The 20,465-nt window shown below is 48.1% G+C and carries 19 protein-coding genes; 1 reads left to right on the top strand and 18 read right to left on the bottom strand.

The window, feature by feature from the left end; all coding sequences use genetic code 11:
* Positions 1-272: 272 nt before the first annotated feature.
* From FBQ74_RS03325 to FBQ74_RS03405, 17 genes are all read right to left on the bottom strand, one after another.
* Positions 273-788, bottom strand: coding sequence for an Ig-like domain-containing protein (locus FBQ74_RS03325; RefSeq protein WP_139755309.1), 516 nt, complete (start codon positions 786-788; stop codon positions 273-275).
* 9 nt (positions 789-797) lie between these two features.
* Positions 798-2,381: a DUF4331 domain-containing protein gene (locus tag FBQ74_RS03330; protein ID WP_139755310.1), complete on the bottom strand. Its 1,584-nt coding sequence runs from the start codon at positions 2,379-2,381 to the stop codon at positions 798-800.
* A gap of 268 nt (positions 2,382-2,649) precedes the next feature.
* On the bottom strand, positions 2,650-3,348 hold the full coding sequence (locus tag FBQ74_RS03335; protein WP_139755311.1) for an anti-sigma factor: 699 nt from the start codon (positions 3,346-3,348) through the stop codon (positions 2,650-2,652).
* Positions 3,345-3,866 (bottom strand): RNA polymerase sigma factor, encoded by a 522-nt coding sequence (locus tag FBQ74_RS03340; RefSeq protein WP_139755312.1) that lies wholly within the window; start codon positions 3,864-3,866, stop codon positions 3,345-3,347. Before FBQ74_RS03340 ends, FBQ74_RS03335 begins: the two co-directional genes overlap by 4 nt.
* 212 nt (positions 3,867-4,078) lie before the next feature.
* Positions 4,079-4,441, bottom strand: coding sequence for a response regulator (locus tag FBQ74_RS03345; protein WP_139755313.1), 363 nt, complete (start codon positions 4,439-4,441; stop codon positions 4,079-4,081).
* A gap of 115 nt (positions 4,442-4,556) precedes the next feature.
* A complete protein-coding gene (locus FBQ74_RS03350; RefSeq protein ID WP_139755314.1) occupies positions 4,557-5,600 on the bottom strand; it encodes a protein-glutamate methylesterase/protein-glutamine glutaminase in 1,044 nt (347 codons plus the stop codon).
* Positions 5,600-6,223 carry a chemoreceptor glutamine deamidase CheD gene (gene cheD, locus FBQ74_RS03355; RefSeq protein WP_139755315.1) on the bottom strand — a complete coding sequence of 208 codons (624 nt, stop codon included), beginning with the start codon at positions 6,221-6,223 and terminating at the stop codon, positions 5,600-5,602. Before cheD ends, FBQ74_RS03350 begins: the two co-directional genes overlap by 1 nt.
* On the bottom strand, positions 6,216-7,091 hold the full coding sequence (locus FBQ74_RS03360) for a CheR family methyltransferase (RefSeq protein ID WP_139755316.1): 876 nt from the start codon (positions 7,089-7,091) through the stop codon (positions 6,216-6,218). Before FBQ74_RS03360 ends, cheD begins: the two co-directional genes overlap by 8 nt.
* Positions 7,072-9,243, bottom strand: a complete 2,172-nt coding sequence (locus FBQ74_RS03365) for a methyl-accepting chemotaxis protein (RefSeq protein WP_139755317.1) — start codon at positions 9,241-9,243, stop codon at positions 7,072-7,074. Before FBQ74_RS03365 ends, FBQ74_RS03360 begins: the two co-directional genes overlap by 20 nt.
* Before the next feature lies 1 nt (position 9,244).
* Positions 9,245-9,739 (bottom strand): chemotaxis protein CheW, encoded by a 495-nt coding sequence (locus FBQ74_RS03370; RefSeq protein WP_139755318.1) that lies wholly within the window; start codon positions 9,737-9,739, stop codon positions 9,245-9,247.
* A complete protein-coding gene (locus FBQ74_RS03375; RefSeq protein ID WP_139755319.1) occupies positions 9,736-11,664 on the bottom strand; it encodes a chemotaxis protein CheA in 1,929 nt (642 codons plus the stop codon). The genes FBQ74_RS03370 and FBQ74_RS03375 overlap by 4 nt, the downstream gene beginning before the upstream one ends.
* Before the next feature lie 13 nt (positions 11,665-11,677).
* Entirely contained in the window at positions 11,678-12,043 is a 366-nt protein-coding gene (locus FBQ74_RS03380) for a response regulator (protein WP_139755320.1), read from the bottom strand.
* A gap of 46 nt (positions 12,044-12,089) precedes the next feature.
* Positions 12,090-13,271 (bottom strand): methyl-accepting chemotaxis protein, encoded by a 1,182-nt coding sequence (locus tag FBQ74_RS19220; protein WP_139755321.1) that lies wholly within the window; start codon positions 13,269-13,271, stop codon positions 12,090-12,092.
* A gap of 298 nt (positions 13,272-13,569) precedes the next feature.
* Entirely contained in the window at positions 13,570-14,322 is a 753-nt protein-coding gene (locus FBQ74_RS03390; protein ID WP_139755322.1) for an endonuclease/exonuclease/phosphatase family protein, read from the bottom strand.
* Entirely contained in the window at positions 14,310-16,493 is a 2,184-nt protein-coding gene (locus FBQ74_RS03395) for a VTT domain-containing protein (RefSeq protein WP_139755323.1), read from the bottom strand. Before FBQ74_RS03395 ends, FBQ74_RS03390 begins: the two co-directional genes overlap by 13 nt.
* A gap of 276 nt (positions 16,494-16,769) precedes the next feature.
* Complete coding sequence (locus tag FBQ74_RS03400) at positions 16,770-17,603, bottom strand: DUF4198 domain-containing protein (protein ID WP_139755324.1); 834 nt, start codon at positions 17,601-17,603, stop codon at positions 16,770-16,772.
* Positions 17,604-17,605: 2 nt separating this feature from the next.
* Positions 17,606-18,679 (bottom strand): PepSY-associated TM helix domain-containing protein, encoded by a 1,074-nt coding sequence (locus tag FBQ74_RS03405; protein ID WP_139755325.1) that lies wholly within the window; start codon positions 18,677-18,679, stop codon positions 17,606-17,608.
* Positions 18,680-18,885: 206 nt separating this feature from the next.
* Here FBQ74_RS03405 and FBQ74_RS03410 point away from each other — a divergent pair, with 206 nt between their 5' ends.
* Positions 18,886-19,800, top strand: a complete 915-nt coding sequence (locus tag FBQ74_RS03410; RefSeq protein WP_139755326.1) for a LysR family transcriptional regulator — start codon at positions 18,886-18,888, stop codon at positions 19,798-19,800.
* A 56-nt stretch (positions 19,801-19,856) separates the two neighbouring features.
* Here FBQ74_RS03410 and FBQ74_RS03415 read toward each other — a convergent pair whose 3' ends face one another.
* Positions 19,857-20,456: a porin family protein gene (locus FBQ74_RS03415; RefSeq protein WP_139755327.1), complete on the bottom strand. Its 600-nt coding sequence runs from the start codon at positions 20,454-20,456 to the stop codon at positions 19,857-19,859.
* Positions 20,457-20,465 lie beyond the last annotated feature (9 nt).

A 20,465-nucleotide genomic window follows, 5' to 3' on the forward strand; every position in this document is an offset into this window, starting at 1 on the left:
ATTGTGTTTATGTAAAGTGCACTTACATCGCCGAATAAAAATGACAGGTTGAATCTACAGTGATGGGTATACCAAATACTGAAGGGGCAAATTATATGCAGTGCATGGTTAGCACCATTACGGGTGAGATAAAACGCTATATGCCAGTCAGGGAAAGATACTTCATTGCGCAGTTATTCAGGTAAGCGTGAATCAGCAGGTAGTTTGCGAACATGCTGCTATTTAGCCCCCCCCCCAAAAAAAAAGGGCCTTCCCTGGCCCTGGCGGTTTGGTTACTGATCGATTAGATCATTAAAGGCATCAGGGTCTTCAACATCCTGTTGAAGCTCCCGCCCATTTACAGGTAGCGGCTCATCTGTCGGGGCCTGATTAAAGGCCGAGCGAACATACTCAGATGTCGCCACCTGTTGCGCTTCAATGGTGATAGTGATGGTAGCTGAAACCGGATCGTTTACTCCGTCACTCACCGTGTAGACAAAGCTGTCTTCACCCGTTACTTCCTCAGACGGGGTGTACGTAAAACTTCCATCATCTGAAAGTTCCAGCGTACCCTGCTGAGGCTCTTCACCTACCGCGTAGGTAAGTGCATCTCCGTCAGCATCAGTTGCGGTCAGCTCTTCAGAAAATGCGGTATCCACTTGCGTAGTGAAGCTTTCAGAAATAGCTTCAGGCGCCACATTTTCCTGATCCGGCATATCCTCGACATCATTATCGTCATCATCATCAAAACAGCCTGATAGCGAAAGTGTCAGTGGCAATGCCAGTAGTAGTGATAATCGTTTATGCATAATTTCTCCTTATTCCGCAGAACCAGAGATTGGCGTGGTCAGATAAGGGAAGCTTGCATCAAACATAGATGCATCAACCGGCGCACCATCGGTAAATGGCACATTACCAACGGCTGCATCTTCAGGCGCACACAGGCCAAGATCGGTATCTTCACCATTCACTGGCACCGGGTAGCACAGGCGACCCATTACAACGCGTAATGCAATATCAACAACATCATCGCCCGGGCGACGGCCATTGGGGAAGCCCGCAAGATCGTCACCGGCTACGCCAAAGGCTGACTGTTCACCCGCTGGCGTGGCAGGAATGCCGGTGTTAAGACGAAGCATCTCAGACGGCGTTACTGTTGATTGCTGGTTAACGCCTTCAAAACCAGTTAAAAACGCAGTAACTAAATCATTACGCGGGAAGTTTGTAGGAGCCAGTGTGGTTAGCTCTGTACCTAATGTCTGATTCACTGGGTCAAGGAACAGGATGCTCAGTAATTCAGGCAGTACCGGATTAGTCACGTAATCAGCGAACTGACCATCATCTGCCGGCTCTGAGGAAGAAAACTTGTCTTTGTCGCCGATACCAATAACCAACTCATTAACCAGCGGGCTTCCAAGACGAGATACCTGTGTCATTGCACCCCCGGATACAGCTGGCTTCTCATAAGTTGCATTCGGATTCAGAATGCGAGCCTGCGGCAGGCTGGCGGTGGTCCAGCCACCAATCACACCATTGCCTTCACCGGTAACACAAGACGCCGGAACCTCTACCGCAATAGACGTGACATTTTTATCTTTCAAATCATCGTTGGCGCTATCCTGAGTAATCCCGCCCGGGAAACCACCGGCATCGCCTGCACCTGGTGCACTATCGCCTTCAACAGGCACATAATTAACCAAATCAAACGTATCACCAAGGTTAACGACGAACGGATCTTTACGCTGACCTACAAACACACGGCCTTGGGTGTCGCAACCTTCGATGGAGAACATGTAAACGAACTGACTGGCATAATTAGCATATGCATCTGCATCACCAAACGTCTTATCGCCGATATAATCTAATGGTTTTTTGAACATGTCGGAGTCAGCAGGCATTAACGTAGTTCTGCTTCCTGAGCGCATGTCGCCGGAAATCATCTCAATTTCATAGGTTTCCATGAAATTTGCATTTGACGCATCATCGGCTGAAACAGGCCCCACATTTTTGAGGGGTACCTTAATCATTTTTTCTTCGCCATCCGGGCCAACAGGAAGTGCTATACCTTCTCCTTCAGCCCCGAGCGTCTTATCAAAAGTAAATGCAAAACTGATATCTTCAACTGCATCACCATTGTTATCGATATGAATAACGTACTCAGCGGCAGGGTCCATTGGGAAGTAATTAGGGCCACCGTACGCATCCTGCAGAGGTACGTAGTTGGCAATCATGGTTACAAAACCCTCTTTGCCAGACTCATAACTGTTGAACATGTAAAAGTCCGTCGCATCAACAGCCGGCATTTGAGTAAGGTGTGGCGCTTCGCGGTGACTGGAAGCCTGAGCAGATGAAATAACCAGTGCGCTGCTTACTGCGGCAGCAAGGTAAGTGAATCTAAGCATGCGTTTTCCTTTATTTGCTTATGAATTAACCTACCGTACGGGGCCTGATTCGCTTTAGATGCAATAAAAGTAAATAAAATGATTAACAATTATTAATAAACTGTATCAAAGAAAGTGTGTTTTATCCTATAGCTCAGACAAATGACGGTGCTAAAGGGAAACTGTCAGGAATAGTTTACTTAATATACAAAGTAGTGTGTTGCGGCGACCGCACCAAAAAACCAAAGAAGCCGCTCATACCCGATCTTTGTATGAGCGGTTGATACGATCAGGTGGATTCAAGTGTAGCGGTAAACAGGACCTGGGTCGGCTGCCCTGTTGGCGAACCGCCTTTTTCTTCCAGGCTTACAGCCAGTGCTTTGACATTGTTCTGAGTTATCAGTGGATGAACAGAACGTTGCCACACCCCAGACTGAGGGATAACACCCAGAGATACAGGCGCGCTGTTATCATCTGGTACTATCCATAACTCGTAATCTTTGGCGTTTTGTTGTTTTACCCGCTGTGTAGCTTTGACTACCAACTGCTCATCGCTGACCTCAATAAGCCACAGGGGGGCCTGAGATTCGTTGTTAAACACAGCAACGGCAGATGGTGTGATGTCATCCGGTGTAGGCAGCCGTGTCCACAATAACAGTGCAGCTAAAATGAAGGTGGCAGCCAGTCCGCCCCACATCGCCCAGCCTGGCTTGCCGGAAGACGGCTGCGCAGTAGCAGGTTGAGACTGCACACTCGGCGAATCAAATGTGCGTGCTGCGATACGCTTCCACACCTCATCTGATGGTGTCTGCGCGGGAAGTGATACTGATAAAACATTGAGCTGTCTTTCCCAGTACCAAGTGGTACGGGCTACCGCCTCATGTTCCAACATAAGCTTCTGGTATCTGTCCCGCGCTTTACCGCGAAGTGTACCCAGCACATATTCTGCGGCCAGGGCGTGGCGTCGTTCCCGGTTCAGATAGTTCATAATGAAAGACACTGCATTAGGTTATTGAGGCCCCGGCGGATCCAGCTTTTTACTGTGCCTAAAGGGCTGCCGAGATGATGTTTTACCTGCTCATGTGAAAGGCCGTGAAAATACGCCAGAGAAATAGCCTGCCTCTGGTCATTATCTAACTCTTCAATGCAGTGGTAGAGCTTGGTTTGCTCATCTTTAATCTGCGTGTTGTCGCTGATACTGACATCATCTTCTAAGGACTGTTCCGGTCGTACTTTTTTATAACGGATAATATCCAGGGCACGGTAACGCGCAATACTGACCATCCAGGTAAGAACTGTACCCCGGCCCCGATGGTAGCTATCGGCGTGTCGCCATATTTGAACAAAGGCATCCTGCAGCGCTTCTTCTGCCAGATCCCGCTGACGCAAAATCTTCAAAAGCACTGCATACAGATGACGGTGCGTTTTTTCATAAAGACTGGCGAAAGCTTTTTGCTCGCCGCGGCCGATACGGTATAAAAGGGGGAGTAGCTCTTCTTGTTCCATCAATATTCTTAGCCTGTGGCCTGCCTTAGTTGAGAGCTAGGCAGTGCATTAACGACAACCCGATTGATAGCCGGTAATGGTAAGTATAATTATTGTAAATACCTTTCTATCATGATGATGGTTCAGAGACCAGACAAACAGTTTTTATCAGACAGTTATCTAATATGTTGTATTTTACGATACATGTAACGCAGGCAGCGTCAAAGTGGCACTTACAAAAAGCCCAGCTCTGATAACATTGTTGCAATCTTGCGCCTGTCTAGCGGGGTATGGATAAAGGTGATTGTTTCTACACTCAAATGGTGAGGCTGTTCGGGATAAGCGCCGGTATAGCACATAACAATCCGGGGCTTGCATAACGCATGTGTCATGGCTTCTACAACCCTGAAATTATCTGCCGGGGAACGCGATAGATTTAACAGTAATAATTCAAATTCTGCAGTATTGAGCAGAGTGATGGTCTCCTGGCCGCTAACGGCTTCGGTAACATCGAAATGAAGCGAGCGGGGAAGTTGTGTAATGATAGAGGGTTGTGATGCCCGGGAGTCATCGGCAACTAATATTCGAACAGTCATAGTACCTCCACATCAAACTGTTGCTAACTATTAGTATTTGCCAAAATCAGATTACCGCAAGTAACATCTTCAGCTCTTTGCGTTGTAGCGTGGCATGAAAATTTTTATCCGAATGCTAAAGCCGTGAACCTGCCTGCACTGCTTCAAAGTGCTGAAGAAGCGCCGGGGGAATATCTGAAATATTCAGAATGACGCTGGCCGCGTTCAATGCGATTGCCGCTCTGGGCATTCCGAACACCACACATGAAGCTTCATCCTGACAGATAGTAAAGGCTCCCTGATTATGAAGTGACAGTAATCCTTTGGCACCGTCTTTACCCATACCCGTCAACAATACGCCCACCGCGTTGTGCCCGGCATATTTGCTGGCAGACTCAAACATCACATCGACGGAAGGCTTGTGACCGCTGACGCGGGGCGTATCCTGTAATACCGTTCTGTAATCGGCACCGTCCCGCTTTATCGTCAAATGCTGCGAACCTGGAGCAAGATAAGCGGTTCCCGGCAATAAGCGCTCGTTCCCCTGCGCCTCACGCACGTTAACTCTGCTACACGCATCCAAACGTTTGGCAAAGCTGGTGGTAAAGCCTGCAGGCATATGCTGCGTTATTATGGTTGCAGGTGCATTGGCTGGCAGCGATTCAATGATGCATTTAATTGCCTCTGTTCCGCCAGTTGACGCACCAATGGCAACTATTTTTTCGGTACCGGTATAGGTAGTGCGGGGCAGCTTTTGCGCCTGCGGGCGTAAGCGGGGAAGACGAGATGAGGCCGCCGCACGTATTTTGGATACTATTATTGATTCATATTCCTCAATGCCTTTGGCAATATCCAGTCGCGGCTTGGGAACAAAGTCTATAGCACCAAGCTCCAGTGCGCGCAATGTTGCGTCAGCGCCCAGCTCGGTCAGTGTTGAAATCATTACCACCGGTGTAGGCCTTGCCTGCATCAATACTTCCAAAAAGCGCAGGCCATCAACTTTAGGCATTTCAATATCAAGCGTAATAACGTCAGGAGCCAGTTCAATCACCATTGTTCTGGCCGCATAGGCATCCGGGGCTGTGCCAGCGAGCGTAAGTCCTGGTGTTCTTTGAATGATATCGCTGAGCAAACGGCGGATAAGTGCAGAGTCGTCGACGACCAGAACGTTAATTGCCATTACGACTCCGCATTAAATAAATCGAATGGCGTACGTGTCTTTTGCTCTTTGAGTTTGCGCTGATAAGTTGACTCCCGATCCATAATCGTTGTGTTGTGCAAGCGCTTAATCTTCTTAACGCGGACCTCGCCTGATTCAGGGATAAAATATACTTTACGCGGATATTCACCCAATAAGTCGCTCGCCTGTATGGGGATATGTTCTGTTCTAAGGTAGTCGATAACAAATTCTGCGTTTTTCTCGCCCACATTGGAGTGGGTGAGTTGACCCATCACACTGCCGCCACCAAAGACCTTAGCCTGAATATTGCGTCTGTCTGCGCCCAGTCGCACCATATCGTTGATTAGCAATTCCATCGCGTGCATGCCGTAGCGTGCCGGGGCTCCATATTTGTAGTTATCGTCCTGATAGTCTGTAGGTAATAAAAAGTGATTCATTCCGTGCACCTTATTTTTACTATCCCTGAGACAGGCTGCAACGCAGGAACCGAGCACTGTAACTATCATCGTGGCGCTGTTTGATGCGAAGTATTCGCCGGGCAAAATTTTTACTGCCTGACGGCTAAAGCGATTATCGTAATATATGTTAAGCCCGGATAATCGCTCCTGTGCTGCTTCAGCCATTGTGTTTGCCTTTTACGGGCTGATAAGTGGTGTTGCCAACCGACCTGACCAAATGGGGTGCCATTGAGAAGTTCTCAGAGTGCCCCGCGAAATACAGGCCCTGCGCGGGCATTAGTGATACCATCTTTTCCAGTAGCCGTAACTGTGTTTGCTTGTCGAAATAAATCATGACGTTACGACAAAATATAACGTCTATCTGACGTGGCAGCGGCCAGCGTGGCACGGTTAAATTAATTTGCCGGAATTCCACCATTTTCCTCAGCTCGGGAACAATGCGAACACTGCCCGCGTGTTGGTTTTTCCCCCGATGCAGAAAGTGTTTGCACCGCTCAGCTGACAAATGGCGCGTAATTTGGTCTGAATAAACGCCAAGTCGGGCCTTTTCAAGCATATTGCTGTCTATATCAGAGGCGATAATCTTTACGGGCGCATTAAAATGACCAAAATATTCAGCCACGGTCATTGCGATGGAGTAAGGCTCTTCACCAGAGCTACTTGCAGCGCACCAGATGGTGTTGACATCTGGCGTAACACTTAAATGTTGCGCCAGCATTGAAAAATGATGCGGCTCGCGAAAGAACGAGGTCAAATTTGTGGTCAGAGCGTTAATAAAATGCTGCTGTTCACCAGGCGTACGCTTCAGATAACCGAGGTATTCTGAAAAACTTTTTTTTCGTAGCGCTCTGATGCGCCGCACAAGACGACTGTAAACCATGGCATCTTTCGTATCAGCCAGCCGAATACCGGTGATACGGTAAAGCGTTTGTCTTACGTTGTTAAAGTCATCCGGGCTGTAAGAAAACTCTGAGGCTCTGGTGCGCACAGGCGCACCAGGTTGCTCAATAACTTCAGAAACTTTCCCATTCATCGTCTTCAGGCGCCGAGGTTTTTAGCTGAGCCAGTTTGCTCTTTGGACGTGACTGACCAGCGCGGGAAGCAGGTGGAAGGGCCTTAGGCTTTGCTGCCTGAATCTCGCCCGCCGTATCCTCTTCTGATAATTTAAAGGTATCGACTCGCTCAGCAAGTTGTTCAGCCTGCTGCTGCATGCTCTCAGCCGCTGCTGCAGCTTCTTCAACCAGCGCAGCATTTTGCTGAGTCATCTCATCCATTTGCGATACCGCTTTGCTGATTTCATCAATGCCGGTGGCCTGCTCAGCGGAGGATGCGGCGATCTCAGACATAATGTCATTTACCCGTTTAATGGAGGTTACGACATTACCCATTGTTTCACCGGACTGGTTAACTAGCGTATTGCCCGATTCAATTTTACCTACTGAATCAGAAATCAGCTCTTTAATGTCCTTGGCAGCTTCAGCAGAGCGCTGCGCCAGAGTGCGAACCTCTGAAGCTACCACTGCAAAGCCACGTCCTTGCTCGCCGGCGCGCGCCGCTTCAACTGCTGCGTTAAGTGCCAGAATGTTGGTCTGAAACGCAATGCCATCAATCACACCGATGATGTCAGAAATCTGTTGCGCAGATTCGTTGATACTGGACATGGTCTGTACCACTTCCTGAATCACTTTTCCGCCCTTAACGGCAATCTCCGCAGCATCCGAAGCCAGTGAGTTCGCTTGCTCAGCGTTTTCAGCATTCAATCTCACCGTGCCGGTTAACTGCTCCATACTGGAGGCGGTTTCTTCCAGGCTTGAGGCTTGTTGCTCTGTGCGGGTGGACAGATCTGCATTGCCCGTAGCGATTTCACTGGACGCTGACGTAATTGTTTCAACGGCTGTGTTGATGCGCGAAACCGTGCTTCTCAGGTCGCGAATAAAGTGGTTGATGGCTGAACCCAGAACCTGAAACTCACCTTCCAGCTCGTGGTCAATTTCACAGGTAAGATCGCCCTGCGCCAGTTGACTCATCACCGCTTTGATATCATAGATAGCCGTAGTACGGGCTGTGACATCGGTGGCATACTTTACAACACGGAAGGGATTACCGTTCTGGTCAAAAATAGGATTATAAGAGGCCTGTATCCAAAGCTCAGCGTTGTTTTTGCCCAGTCGTCGGAACTCACCTGACTGATGCTGGCCTTTGTTCAGCCCTTCCCAGAACGTGCGATAATCAATGCTGTTGCGCAGTTCACTATCGACGAACATGCTGTGATGCTTACCCTTTATCTCTTTAAGCGTATAGCCAGTCAGGTTAAGGAAGTTTTCATTGGCTTCCAGTACCATGCCGTCCATATCAAACTCGATGACAGCCTGAGATTTACTGATTGCTTCAATCTGGCCGCCATAATAAGCGCTTTTCAGCTTTTCTTGTGTGATATCAATGGCAAATTCGACGACTTTAACCACCTTGCCTTTTGTATCGAGGATGGGGTTGTAAGATGACTGGAGCCAGACTTCTTGTCCGGTTTGCGTTATACGCTTGAACTCACCGGCCTTACGCTCACCCTCTTTTAACGCTTTCCAGAACGCCTGGTAGGCCTCCGGAGCCCGTTCTTTCTCATCAAGCAGGATACTGTGTTGTTTTCCAACTAACGCATCTTTTGTGTAACCACTTAAAATAGAAAAATTATCGTTACAATCAACAAATTCCCCATCCACGGTATATTCGGCCAGAGCCTGTGCATTACTCAAGGCGTTGAGCATACCGCTTTTTACCAGCAGTTCTGTCTGATCAACCCATTCAACCATGGTGCCTATGTTTTCATTATTATGGTCGAACATAGGGTTCAGGGTAAGCTTGAAGTTCAGCGTACCGACTGTAATTGAGGAAACCATCGGTTCTTTGAGCGACGCCAGAATATTTCGCTGATGCGCCGGGTGACGGTGGAACTGGTCAATGTTCTGCCCAACCAGATTATCGGCAGAAAAATTAGGAAGCGCTTTTTGAAGCTCTTCTTCGCTTTCCTTCAATAGTCGCTGGACCGCTTTATTCGCGTAAATAATATTACGATCTTTATCCGCCATCATAATACATGTGGTGGTGGCTTCTAACGATTGCTCAATTCGCAACATTTGTAATTGCTGCGCTTTGATTGCCTCGTTGTTAAATATATTGAACATTCCCATGTTAAAAATCCCCGGCTTGATTATGGGAGTCGAAGAGACCCAGCTCACTACTGGATATCAGGCTTTCAATGTTAACCAAGATCACCATCTCCTCTTCGACAGAAGCTAAACCCTGCAGATATCTGCTATCGAATGCCACACCGAACTCAGGTGGCGGTCTGATTTCGTCATCGTTCAGGCGGATAACATCCGACACGCCGTCCACCACAATACCTACTATGCGATCAAGCACGTTAAGCATGATGACGATGGTGAACTCGTTGTAAACAGGGGTGCCGATGTTGAATTTAATTCGCAAATCGATAATCGGAACGATATCGCCGCGAAGGTTCAGCACACCCTTAATAAAGTCAGGCGCATTGGCAATTTTTGTCACCGGCTCATAGCCTCGAATCTCTTTGACTGCTGTGATTTCCAGTGCGTAGTGTTCGTCACCCAGCACAAAACTGAGAAACTCCTGCTGCGTTTGCAAGTGCGTTTGTTCTGCGGCGTTCATGCCTGCAATTCCTCCTGATAATCGGGACGGCACTGATTTGCGATGGCATCTGCATCCAGTATCATGGCAACTTTGCCATCCCCCATAATTGTTGCTCCGGATATCCCCGGCACTTTTCGGTAATGTTGTTCAAGACTTTTGATAACGACCTGCTGCTGGCCTAACAGGCTATCGACCAGAATGCCGAATTGCTGCTTACCGCTCTCCAGCAGCACAACGATGCCCTGGGTAGGATCCGTTGTTGCGTTATCTACATTCATCAGTTCATGGGTTGCCACAAGAGGCCAGTATTGCTCGCGAATGTAGAGGAGCGTGTCATTGCCCAGTCGTTTGAGCTGCGCCTCGGTTGGCTGAATGGATTCAATAATATTGGCCAGAGGCACTACAAAAATCTGTTCACCAATTGAGACGCTGATGCCATCTACAATGGCCAGAGTAAGGGGGAGATGAATATGGAATGCCGAACCACTGCCAGCTCTGGATTCAATATCAATACGGCCACCGAGCGCTTCAATATTCCGGCGTACTACATCCATTCCAACCCCGCGGCCGGATACGTCGGTGACCTCTGCGGCAGTAGAAAAGCCGGGCTCAAAGATCAGCTGCCAGACATCTGAATCCGGCATGTCCTCACTCACATTAAGGCCATTTTCTTCAGCTTTAGCTAAGATGCGCTGGCGGCTTAAACCAGCGCCATCATCAATGATACTGATAACAATGTTGCCGCCTTTTTGTTCGGCCCGAAGTACCACAGTGCCGCTGGTGGCTTTACCGGCCTGCTCACGCACGTCCGGCATCTCTATGCCGTGGTCAACACTGTTCCTTACCAGGTGAGTCATGGGGTCGACCAGCTTCTCAATCATGCACTTATCGATTTCAGTAGCCCCGCCTTCAATTTTCAAAGTCACTTTTTTGTTTAGCTTAGACGATAGGTCTCTGACAACGCGGGGGAACCGGTTAAACGTCATGTTGATAGGGAGCATACGCATGGACATCGCCGACTCCTGGATCTCACGCGTGTTACGCTGCAGTTCAGAGATAGCCGTCTGCAGTTTTTCACCCAGCGCGCCCTCAATTTGCTCACTAATTAGCGAGAGCATCGACTGAGTGATAACCAGCTCGCCAACCTGATTAACCATGGCATCAATTTTGGCCGTATCTACGCGTATCGATGAAGATTCTTTTTTAGCTGTATCCCGTTTGATTGGGCTGACTGTTGCCTTGGTTTGTAACGTTTTGGCGGAAACCGGCTCCGGCGCTTTTTTTGCAGCATCTGTGTCAAAAAAGCCATAATCCTCCGAGGCTGGTTGCGCTGTTTGGGCATTTTCAGATTCGGTTTCAAACAGGCCAAAGCCATCTGAGTCACTGCTTAGTTCATCAGTGGGGGCTTGCGTTAATGCATCGTCAGGTTCGAAAAAGCCAAACGAATCGTTACCTTCAGTAGCCTGCGGCGAAGTGTCATCTTCAAAAAAGCCAAAATCATCGGCCGTTGGGGAAGATGTTGCAGAAGTAAGGGGAGTGGCATCCGTATTCTGTTCTGTCGACAGCGCTGCCTCAAGCTGAGCCTTCGCTTCATTGATAAGTGGTTCAGGCAAAGCAGTCTGCTCGCGATAAGCCATTAGAATTTGTTTTAATATATCTACGGTTTCAAGCAGTAAATCTACGGTTTGCGTGGTGATACAAAACGTACCATTACGAGCTTTATCGAGTAGATTTTCCATGACATGGGTAACATCGCCAAGCGCATTAAACCCGAATATACCGCTGCCGCCCTTTATAGAATGAGCGGCGCGAAAGATACTGTTAAGCTCTTCGGCATCGGGAGCATCGACATCCAGTGCCATTAACAGTTGTTCCATGTTGTCCAGATGTTCCTGACTTTCCTCGAAGAACACACTGTGAAACTGCTCGATATCTATAGACATATCCGGTCAGGCCCTAACTCAACACTTTACTGGTCACGGTCAGCAGTTTGTCAGGATCGAAAGGTTTGACCATCCACCCTGTGGCTCCCGCTGCCTTGCCCTGTGTTTTCATGCTTTCGCCAGCCTCGGTGGTCAGCACTACAATAGGTGTGCGCGCATAGGCGCTCATTTTACGAAGCTCGCGAATGAGCGTAAGACCATCCATTCTTGGCATATTCTGATCGGTCAGAACAAAATCAAAGCGATTGAATTTACACTGGTCCAGTGCATCCTGGCCGTCCTGAGCAGTAGTTACATCATAGCCAGCAGATTTCAGTGTCATCTCTACTACCTGCCGAATTGAGGCAGAGTCATCAACTGCAAGTATTTTTTTGCTCATAAAGGGATCTCATTAATGAATCAACGATAAATTGAAAAGGGGGTTGTCAGAAAAACTCAATGTCTCCGGCATCCACGCTGGTGGATGACACCGGGTTGTGATCGGGACGGCCTCGCTCAGAAACATGGCCGTGGTAGTCTTTTAGCTGCCGGGCGATTGCTTCAGGCGTATCGCCTGCCTGGATAGCCTGCGTAACGGTATGCAGAATCTCTTTGGTGTAATCAATGTTCTGACCGTTGATATCGCCAAACTGTAAACCGCGAATAGAATCGCCTAATGCTTTATCTAACTGCTGACCGATGGTTTCGAGCGCCAGGGTGGTTTGTGTATCATTTTTAGCTTTGGCAATAATGCGATCCAGCTCTGTCTGAATGTCCCGTTTGGCTTCGACAATATAGCTGGTATCCTGAGAAGCCAGCTCCCTGACATTTTTGGTCAGTTCATTAATCAGCTCGCTCATACTCTCGATTTGTTTTTTAATTACATCACTAAATTGGGTGGAGCGATTTGATAATGCGCGCACCTCGTCGGCTACCACCGCAAAGCCGCGGCCAGCCTCACCGGCACGGGCTGCCTCAATGGCTGCATTTAATGCCAGTAAGTTGGTTTGTGCCGAAATGTCATCAATATCGCCTAACGCTTTCATGACGGTAGGCATGGTTTCATGTACTACATTTACCTTGTCCAGAATGACGCCGGTGCCATTAGAAATAACGTCGGTAGACACCAGGAACTGATTCAGTGACTGCTCGGTACTGTCAGCAAATTGCTGCATACGAGAAGCATACATTTCGTCTGAATCCGCATCTGCGTGAATAAGTTTTGCGATGCAGCTGTTCTGTTCACCTACCATAGTGCGAAGCGTTGTAAATGAGTCACTGAGCGTGTCGATTGCACTGGATTGGGTGCTAAGAACATCGCTTAAATTATTTTCGCAGGTTGAGATGATGCTGGTCAGTTCCTTTTGCATAGGGGCCACATCACATTCCGCGTTTGTTACTGGCTGCGTTTCAACATGGTCTGACTCTGCAGGTTCGTTTCTCGCTGAGAAAAATGTGACAGGCGCCAGCGTACATAACACGGCAGTAGTTATTACCGCCAGATAATCCAGGCCCAGATAAACCAGCACTGCACCAGCGACTATGCCTGCAATAGGAAGAAGCCAGTTCAGTGATGAAGAGAGGGCGTTTTGTTCAGTCCGAATATCTACGATGTTGCCGCTTGTCATGTTGCTACCTGTTGAGCCGAAACTCGTTTATGCGTTCCGATTTTGCGAAATATAAGCATCATTGCTGTACTGACCGACTGGAGTCGGAGACAGGTTCTATAAAGTTATAGACAAGATTTGTAGTATTGAAAGGAGATTAGTGAAAAAAAATTAACTATTTAGCCAGACGTGTTTTTGACGGGTGTTGAGTGTTATAAATATCAGATATTTATGAGGTTGTTGTCAGAAATTTGACGCCCTGCACGTGATGGGCAAGGCGCGTTTATTCAGCGAATAGAGATATGGCTCCTTGGTGAAGCTACCCAAACGCGACGATTTTTTCTTCCCGGGAAACAGGCTGACTCGTCGTGTCTGGCAGGATGATATCCAGCTGAACTGGTAGGTGATCTGAAAGGATCCGGGTGCGGGCATTCTTAAGTTTGCGAACACGCTTCACCCTGATGTCGTCGGTAGTCCAAAGCCGGTCAAGTGAAAACATCGGGAACTGACTGGGAAAGGTCGCTCCCACGGTATGCTGGTTAAGTGTATCATTAAGCTGTTTAAAGGCCGATGTGAAAAATTGCCACTCATTAAAATCACCACCCAATACGAGTGGAGTAGGGTTGACCTTCAGTCTTTGTTCAATATATTCGTGAAGCAGTCCGAACTGCGAGCGACGTTCCTGTTTTTTTAAGCCTTTATGAGTATTAACGACAGTCAGCGGCCCTTTTGGCGTTTCAAGAACCACGGTTTGTATATTACGTGGCTGGAAACCACTCTGACTGACATCCAGTGTCTCGTTACTTATCACAGGGTACCGGGTAAGTACTGCATTACCGTACCAGCCATAATTTTCAGTCAGAGCCGGAGAGGCGACCAACTGATAAATATTGGAGGCGCAAATGTCACGAATATCCTGAGAAACATTTCGCGACTCCGGTCGGGTATCCATTTCCTGCAACAGCACGATGTCAGCATCGCGCTCTGCAAGAAAATTCCCTATCCGGCGATAGTCATGCTTTTTGTCTCTGCCAACACCACTGTGAATATTGTAACTGATTATGCGACACATTCTTCCGCTTTAGCCTTGTTCTGTTTACGTTCCTGATACCAGCGAGCAAACTTTTGTGAACCCCAAATCATCAATCCCCACAGGATTATCCCGCCGGCTAAATAAGAAATGGTTTCAGGTGAAGGATTACGGAAAATTTGTGTAATAGAATCACCTACTAAACCCTTTGCAATCATTGGAGGAAACATTCCCAGGAAGGTTCCCATTAAAAATTGGAACAAGCCGATAGATGAAATACCCGCAACCAGATTTACCAGGCTGAATGGGGCAATCGGTAACATTCTGATGGCGGCGACACCGACGATTCCGCTGCTTTTCAGCTTCTGATCGACAGCATCAACCTTGGGGCCGCCAATCTTTTTAAGACCCGCATTGCCGAGTAATTTACCTACGCCAAACATTGTTGCTGAACTGAGCAATGCGCCCAAAATCCCGTAAATAGGCCCCCAAATCGGGCCGAATACGGCGGCAACCGCAATAGATAATACGGTAACAGGGAAAAACAAAATTCCGCCCACCAGGTAGACAAGCAGTACGGTAGGCAAAGCAAAATAGGTTCCACGGCTTTCTTCTAAGAACGCATTGATGCTATCTGCACTTAACCACGGTATTGCCTGACTGGCCCAGAACATCAGGCCGCCCAGTATCGCGATAATAAGCACGCCAAGTCCTACCATAATGGTCCGGCGGCGAGGGTTACGTACAGGCATTGATGAACCATCCATAGTAGGCATTGCAATTAGCGGTTCTTCCGGGTCAGATAATGAGCGGAAAAGGTTATCTGAAGACGGGTCGGTGAATATTTCGTCATTAACCTGGGTAAGCACATATCCATGAGCCAACTGGCCGGTCATCAACGCGCGCGCCGGATTGTCTTTTTTAAGCAGTACTGCTGTCGCTTCTACGTCGCGCCCGCTGTGCTCTGCCAGTAAGTCATCCCGAACCCGCGCAATCTGGGCTGAATTGTGCTCATCGTTACCGTAATAAACAGTATCGATTTCTGTATCCAGCGTCATTGACCGGTTACTAAGGTTAGAGGAGCCAATGACCAGATACTTTTCATCGATGGTCATGACTTTAGAGTGAATACGCTTATAAGCGGAACGCCCCTGCTCATCCGTTATTGACGAATAAGTCATGATCACCCTGTCAGGATCGATATCTTTGAACAAAATCTTTTTGAATTCGATGCGACTTGCCCAGAATGCCTCACATTCGAACCTGCCTTTGGGCTCATAAGAACTCACTACAATTACGTTCAAATCGGGGCAGGTTTTAAGACGTTTATTCAGCGCTTCTGCAATTTCCTGGCGGCTGGTGAATTGGTTTTCGATGTAGATTACCCGCTCAGCCTGATTAATCAGATCCAGCAGCATGTTACGTACTTCCTGAACCGGCTCAACCTCATCCATAAATGGAATAGTACGCGCCAGGGCGCAGTCTACATTTTCAAACCAGGGTTCATAATCATCCGGCCACGCATCAGGAATGCCATCTTCCAGTTTAATTTTGGCATCTTCACGAAAGTTGATGGGATTAGACTCTGCAACCCGCAACCAACGCCAGCGAACTAACTCTGCAAATTCTTTTACCAGAGGGCCAGAGTATACAGCCTGGACATCGTGCAACGGACCATATTCACCGTCCGGACCATCACGCTCTTCAGACTCAACCGGGTGGTCTCGGGTGTCCCAGCGATTGGTAGACACATCCATACCACCGGAATACACAACCTCGTCATCTATAATGACAATTTTCTGATGCTGGCTGCCGCCCATGGGGATGGTGTCGTCAAGAACGGTTTCAACATTGTCTGGTGTATTTTCATCCCAGACTTCTTTGGCCCACATTTCGCGCTGCGCAAAAAAGGCCAGAGAGGAGTCCCAGCGTAATAGATAAATTTTTAGTTCAGGGTTTTGTTCAGCTTTCCAGGCAAGCAACTCGCTGATGACCGAAGGTGCTTCACTGTTTGCTTCATCTTCACCGCGAATTAGGCGGATACGACTGTCGATATCCCAGCCTACAATAAATATCGAATGTTTTGCTTTTACAATAGAGGAATGAAGCGCTTTATAATAATTCGCGCAATCAATTAGCGGAGCCGCGTAGCTTGCTTTACTACTTACCCAGCAATTCTCTCCCTGTTGAAAAATCGACGCTGATGCCGACATGACGCCTCCTGACTCTCTACGTCGCGGTTAAACAAATATGAGAGTGAGGGTGCAAGAATTGCTCCATAGAGAGAAAGTTGTATCATTTGTCATAACTTCATGAAAATTAATGAATTATTTATTTTGAGTGTAGGTTGTTCAGAAGGCGGCTCTTATAAAACGGGTGAAAGCGTCAGTATGATTGTATAATTTTCCCAGCCCGGATTATCTGTATCGGGGGGAGTGCACCCATAACCAGTTAGGGGAAGGCGGCTACAGGTGCGATAAACTGTTGAATTATAGGGGAAGTACTTCCAGTACGACGACATAGCTTCCGCGTCGTTCGTTTGCAGGCGCTTTCGCTTTTTTATCGCTGTACTCAGCCTCAAGCCAGTACATACCCGGGTCTTCAAACGTTATATCTACGTTACCATTTTTGTCACTGCGAAAAGTCTGAGAATTGTCGGTATCCCGATACTGTTGTCCCTCCCGGACAAGAGTAATCTCAACCCCCTCAGCCCGCTCATTATCGAAAAAGAAACTAAACTGATTCGGCTCAGAGGTATATAAGTCGTTGGGATGCCCCTTAAAACTGAGTGATAACCCCTTGTTATCCTTGTCCTGCGTAACATCACTTGGCGCACCTAACGTGACATAGGTTTCCAGGCGGCGGGACATGTCAATGATATTGAGGTCATCTGCGTCCATCGGCACAGACTTCAGCAGCGCCTCTCGGGTACCGGTTTTCCCGCGGCCAGGCCACATTTGTCGGTTGCCCTCTTCATCCTTCCAGAATGCCATCAGTGAATGGCTGGCATTGTAAACCCGGTACGTACCTTCCTGTTGCAGATGCAAGTCAAAAACACTGCGATACTTCAGGGTAGCACTATTTTCAAGCGATACTGATGTACCGTCGGGTCCCTGAGCATTCAGGCGCTCCAGCGGATAAGCAAAATGGTCTGGATTGAAAATACCATTAGCGATGGCCGCATCAAAGGTGACCCAGGCTTCATCTCCGGAAACAACCGTTGTATTGGGCTTTACCCATACCCGATGAGCTAAGGCCTGTGTACTTAGCAGCGTGACAATCGTTGCCAGCGAAAATGTGAAAACAGCGTTTTTTAAGGTCAATTCTACGGCTCCATAGTTAAAGTAATTTGGCCCAGCTCATGTTTACCACTGCGCGAAACTGTCAGCGAGGTGGTGAGTGGCAGTGTAAGAGGAAGTTTCACCAACTCCCGGCCACCCAGTTCCCGGGCGGCTTCTACAAAAATGAAGTAGTCTCCGGCCTCAAGCGACGTGATATTCTGCATGTGTTCTGACAAATTGACGGACAGCTCGCCGGGATGGCGCGTCGCACCGCTTACCCCATCGATTGGGAGGTCGGCAGAACGGCCACTGCGTCGCCACCATAAGCGCAGGTCTTTAAGCCACTTTTCGCCCTTGTCATTTTCCATCTCTACGTCATACATCACTTTGATATTTATTACCTTCGTATGCCTGCTATCGGCCAGCCAAATCGCCACATACGGATTATGGTATTCTGCTACCTGCTGGCGCGGGACAGTGACTGATAAAGTACCGGATGCCGCGTGGGCCGATGTGCTAAGTATAAGAAGCAGCGCAGGAATGCTGATACCGGCAATAACGAGAGGCCACGTTGATGAGCGCCCCTTCGCATAACGTTTTAAAAGCCACAACCCGGTAAGGCTGAAAAGTAGCGTTGCGATACTGAAAAAATCTATAAACATCTTCCACCAGAAACCGGTATTCCGGCCCTTATGCAAATCATTAAAAAACGCGACCATACCGCGAGCAGTGCTTTCAAAGTACACATCGCCGCTTTCCAGATCGACACTAAACCAGCTGTCTTTACCCGGGCCGGCACGGTTGCCATACAACTCATATTCACTCCACTGTAAGCTGAACTCGCTGGGATCTACGTGTGCATTGTCCGTCATCCAGCGGTTGAATCCGCGGGGGAGGGTGTCACTGTCCCTGGCGCGGCTGAGCGTACTCACCATCGAGTCCGGAAGTGCTTTTTCGACGCTGGTCACCACCGGTTCAGACTCTATAGACGTAGCGTGATTGAGCGTGATGCCTGTTACGGCAAAGACCAAAAGCCCCGCCAAGCAAATTGCAGAGCTTATCCAGTGCCAGGTGCGCAAGTCCCACCATTTGCTGCGGCGGCGTCGTTTAGTCGTCATCGTTGTTCGCCAGCGACCATTGAACTAATGCTGTGTTCGTTTCATCGTAAAGGTGCAGAGGGCACCGGCATAAAAAGCGTATTCTCATTGACAGACACAAATTTTGTTACAAAGCTAAATGATATTTATTCTCATTTATGGTAAAGTTACGCTGTGAATCGGGCAACGTTAAAATACTTAAAGGTTAAGTAAGGGAAACTTAAAAAATGAATAGTAAGCTGACAAAAGCCTTGCAGGTTCTGGCCAGAACCGTTGAAACAGGGAGCATGAGCCAGGCAGCCCTTCAGCTCAACATGACAGCCTCGGCGGTCTCTCAGCAAATAGCCAAGCTTGAACAGGATATTGGTTTGTCCCTGTTTAATCGAAGTACGCGTAAACAAACCCTCACCGAAGCAGGACAGATTTATTACACAACAGCGAAGCAGCTACTGGCGACCGCCGAAGAAGCGCAGCGTCAGCTGGAAAGATTGCAGAATACGCCAAGTGGTCAACTCAAGCTCATAGCGCCGATTGGATTTGGCGGAGGATTATTGAGCCGGCCTATAAAGCAGCTAATTGAAGAGTTTGGTGAAATTGAGATTGATTTAACGCTAACCGACGACCCCGTTGATGTTATTGCAACCGGCGCCGATTTAGCTATTTGTATCGGGCCGCTTTCGTCATCAAACCTGATTGCCCGACACCTTGCGAAATGGGATCTGATCATGTGCGTTGATAACCAGCACCCTTTAGCTACCAAAGGTTGTAATCATCCTGATCATTTGCAGTCGTACAGTTATGTGGGGCACAACAACGTTAGTCGCAGATTTACTCAGATGACCCATCTGCCATCCGGCGCGAGCACCACTCTAAATGCGCCAAGGGTTCGTGTAAACAATATGCAGGCGGTGATTCAGTTGACCCTGGACGGGTTTGGTTATGCCCTTTTGCCTGAACCTGAGGTCCGACATCATTTGCGTAGTGGAAAGCTTGTGCAGTTGATGCCTGACTGGCATATGGGAAGCTATGATGTTTATGCTGTTACACCGCAACGAGACAGCATCGCCGCAAAAACTCAGGCCGCTATCGTCAATTTGAGAAGCTGGTTCGACGACGTTTCTTCAAACAGTATTTCTGCCTGACAAAAAAAGCCCCGAACAGGGGCTTTTTTAACGTCGATACTATTTAAAAATAACCATTAAAAACGGTATTCGATACCCAGACTCGCCTGCTTCAGGTCCGTGTCAAAGTCGGTATCATCAATGTTTTCAGAAAGCTCATCAGCATCCAGGTCAGCGTCATACATCGTGTACTCAGCGTTGACGCTCAGATTGCGCGTAATTGCATAGTTTACCCCCGCACCAATGAACAGACTCTCGTCGTCATAGCTGCCGCCAAATTCATTAATGGCGTAATCGCTTTCCCACCATAATTGACCACCTTTGACAAATAACGCAAAGTTTTCACTGATTGGTAGCATACCCTTAACGGCTGCAGTGTAACCGTCCGTATCAGCATTCGCGATATTCGTTCCATAGTCGCCAAAGTCGATATAACTACCCTCAATGGCTACATAACGGTTAAAACGGTATCCAACCAGTCCCTGCCAGACATCATTGTCATCGTCAAAGTCATCCTGACCGTCTACTTTAAGGTAGCCGTAGTTACCACCTACATAAACACCCTCATGTTTCTGAAGCGTATTTTCTGTAACTTGTGCCATCGCATTTGTTGATGAGAGACCTGCAGTTAAAAGCGCTGCAGTAAGTGTCGCTGATAATTTTGTTGAAGTCTTCATATGTGTCCT

The organism is Salinimonas iocasae, assembly GCF_006228385.1.
Taxonomy (GTDB): Bacteria; Pseudomonadota; Gammaproteobacteria; order Enterobacterales; family Alteromonadaceae; genus Alteromonas; species Alteromonas iocasae.

What these genes read in the sequence shown, in the direction of transcription:
- FBQ74_RS03325 (WP_139755309.1), bottom strand. Translation starts at nt 788, where the DNA reads ATGCATAAACGATTATCACTACTACTGGCATTGCCACTGACACTTTCG.
- FBQ74_RS03330 (WP_139755310.1), bottom strand. Translation starts at nt 2,381, where the DNA reads ATGCTTAGATTCACTTACCTTGCTGCCGCAGTAAGCAGCGCACTGGTT.
- FBQ74_RS03335 (WP_139755311.1), bottom strand. Translation starts at nt 3,348, where the DNA reads ATGAACTATCTGAACCGGGAACGACGCCACGCCCTGGCCGCAGAATAT.
- FBQ74_RS03340 (WP_139755312.1), bottom strand. Translation starts at nt 3,866, where the DNA reads ATGGAACAAGAAGAGCTACTCCCCCTTTTATACCGTATCGGCCGCGGC.
- FBQ74_RS03345 (WP_139755313.1), bottom strand. Translation starts at nt 4,441, where the DNA reads ATGACTGTTCGAATATTAGTTGCCGATGACTCCCGGGCATCACAACCC.
- FBQ74_RS03350 (WP_139755314.1), bottom strand. Translation starts at nt 5,600, where the DNA reads ATGGCAATTAACGTTCTGGTCGTCGACGACTCTGCACTTATCCGCCGT.
- cheD (WP_139755315.1), bottom strand. Translation starts at nt 6,223, where the DNA reads ATGGCTGAAGCAGCACAGGAGCGATTATCCGGGCTTAACATATATTAC.
- FBQ74_RS03360 (WP_139755316.1), bottom strand. Translation starts at nt 7,091, where the DNA reads ATGAATGGGAAAGTTTCTGAAGTTATTGAGCAACCTGGTGCGCCTGTG.
- FBQ74_RS03365 (WP_139755317.1), bottom strand. Translation starts at nt 9,243, where the DNA reads ATGGGAATGTTCAATATATTTAACAACGAGGCAATCAAAGCGCAGCAA.
- FBQ74_RS03370 (WP_139755318.1), bottom strand. Translation starts at nt 9,739, where the DNA reads ATGAACGCCGCAGAACAAACGCACTTGCAAACGCAGCAGGAGTTTCTC.
- FBQ74_RS03375 (WP_139755319.1), bottom strand. Translation starts at nt 11,664, where the DNA reads ATGTCTATAGATATCGAGCAGTTTCACAGTGTGTTCTTCGAGGAAAGT.
- FBQ74_RS03380 (WP_139755320.1), bottom strand. Translation starts at nt 12,043, where the DNA reads ATGAGCAAAAAAATACTTGCAGTTGATGACTCTGCCTCAATTCGGCAG.
- FBQ74_RS19220 (WP_139755321.1), bottom strand. Translation starts at nt 13,271, where the DNA reads ATGACAAGCGGCAACATCGTAGATATTCGGACTGAACAAAACGCCCTC.
- FBQ74_RS03390 (WP_139755322.1), bottom strand. Translation starts at nt 14,322, where the DNA reads ATGTGTCGCATAATCAGTTACAATATTCACAGTGGTGTTGGCAGAGAC.
- FBQ74_RS03395 (WP_139755323.1), bottom strand. Translation starts at nt 16,493, where the DNA reads ATGTCGGCATCAGCGTCGATTTTTCAACAGGGAGAGAATTGCTGGGTA.
- FBQ74_RS03405 (WP_139755325.1), bottom strand. Translation starts at nt 18,679, where the DNA reads ATGACGACTAAACGACGCCGCCGCAGCAAATGGTGGGACTTGCGCACC.
- FBQ74_RS03410 (WP_139755326.1), top strand. Translation starts at nt 18,886, where the DNA reads ATGAATAGTAAGCTGACAAAAGCCTTGCAGGTTCTGGCCAGAACCGTT.
- FBQ74_RS03415 (WP_139755327.1), bottom strand. Translation starts at nt 20,456, where the DNA reads ATGAAGACTTCAACAAAATTATCAGCGACACTTACTGCAGCGCTTTTA.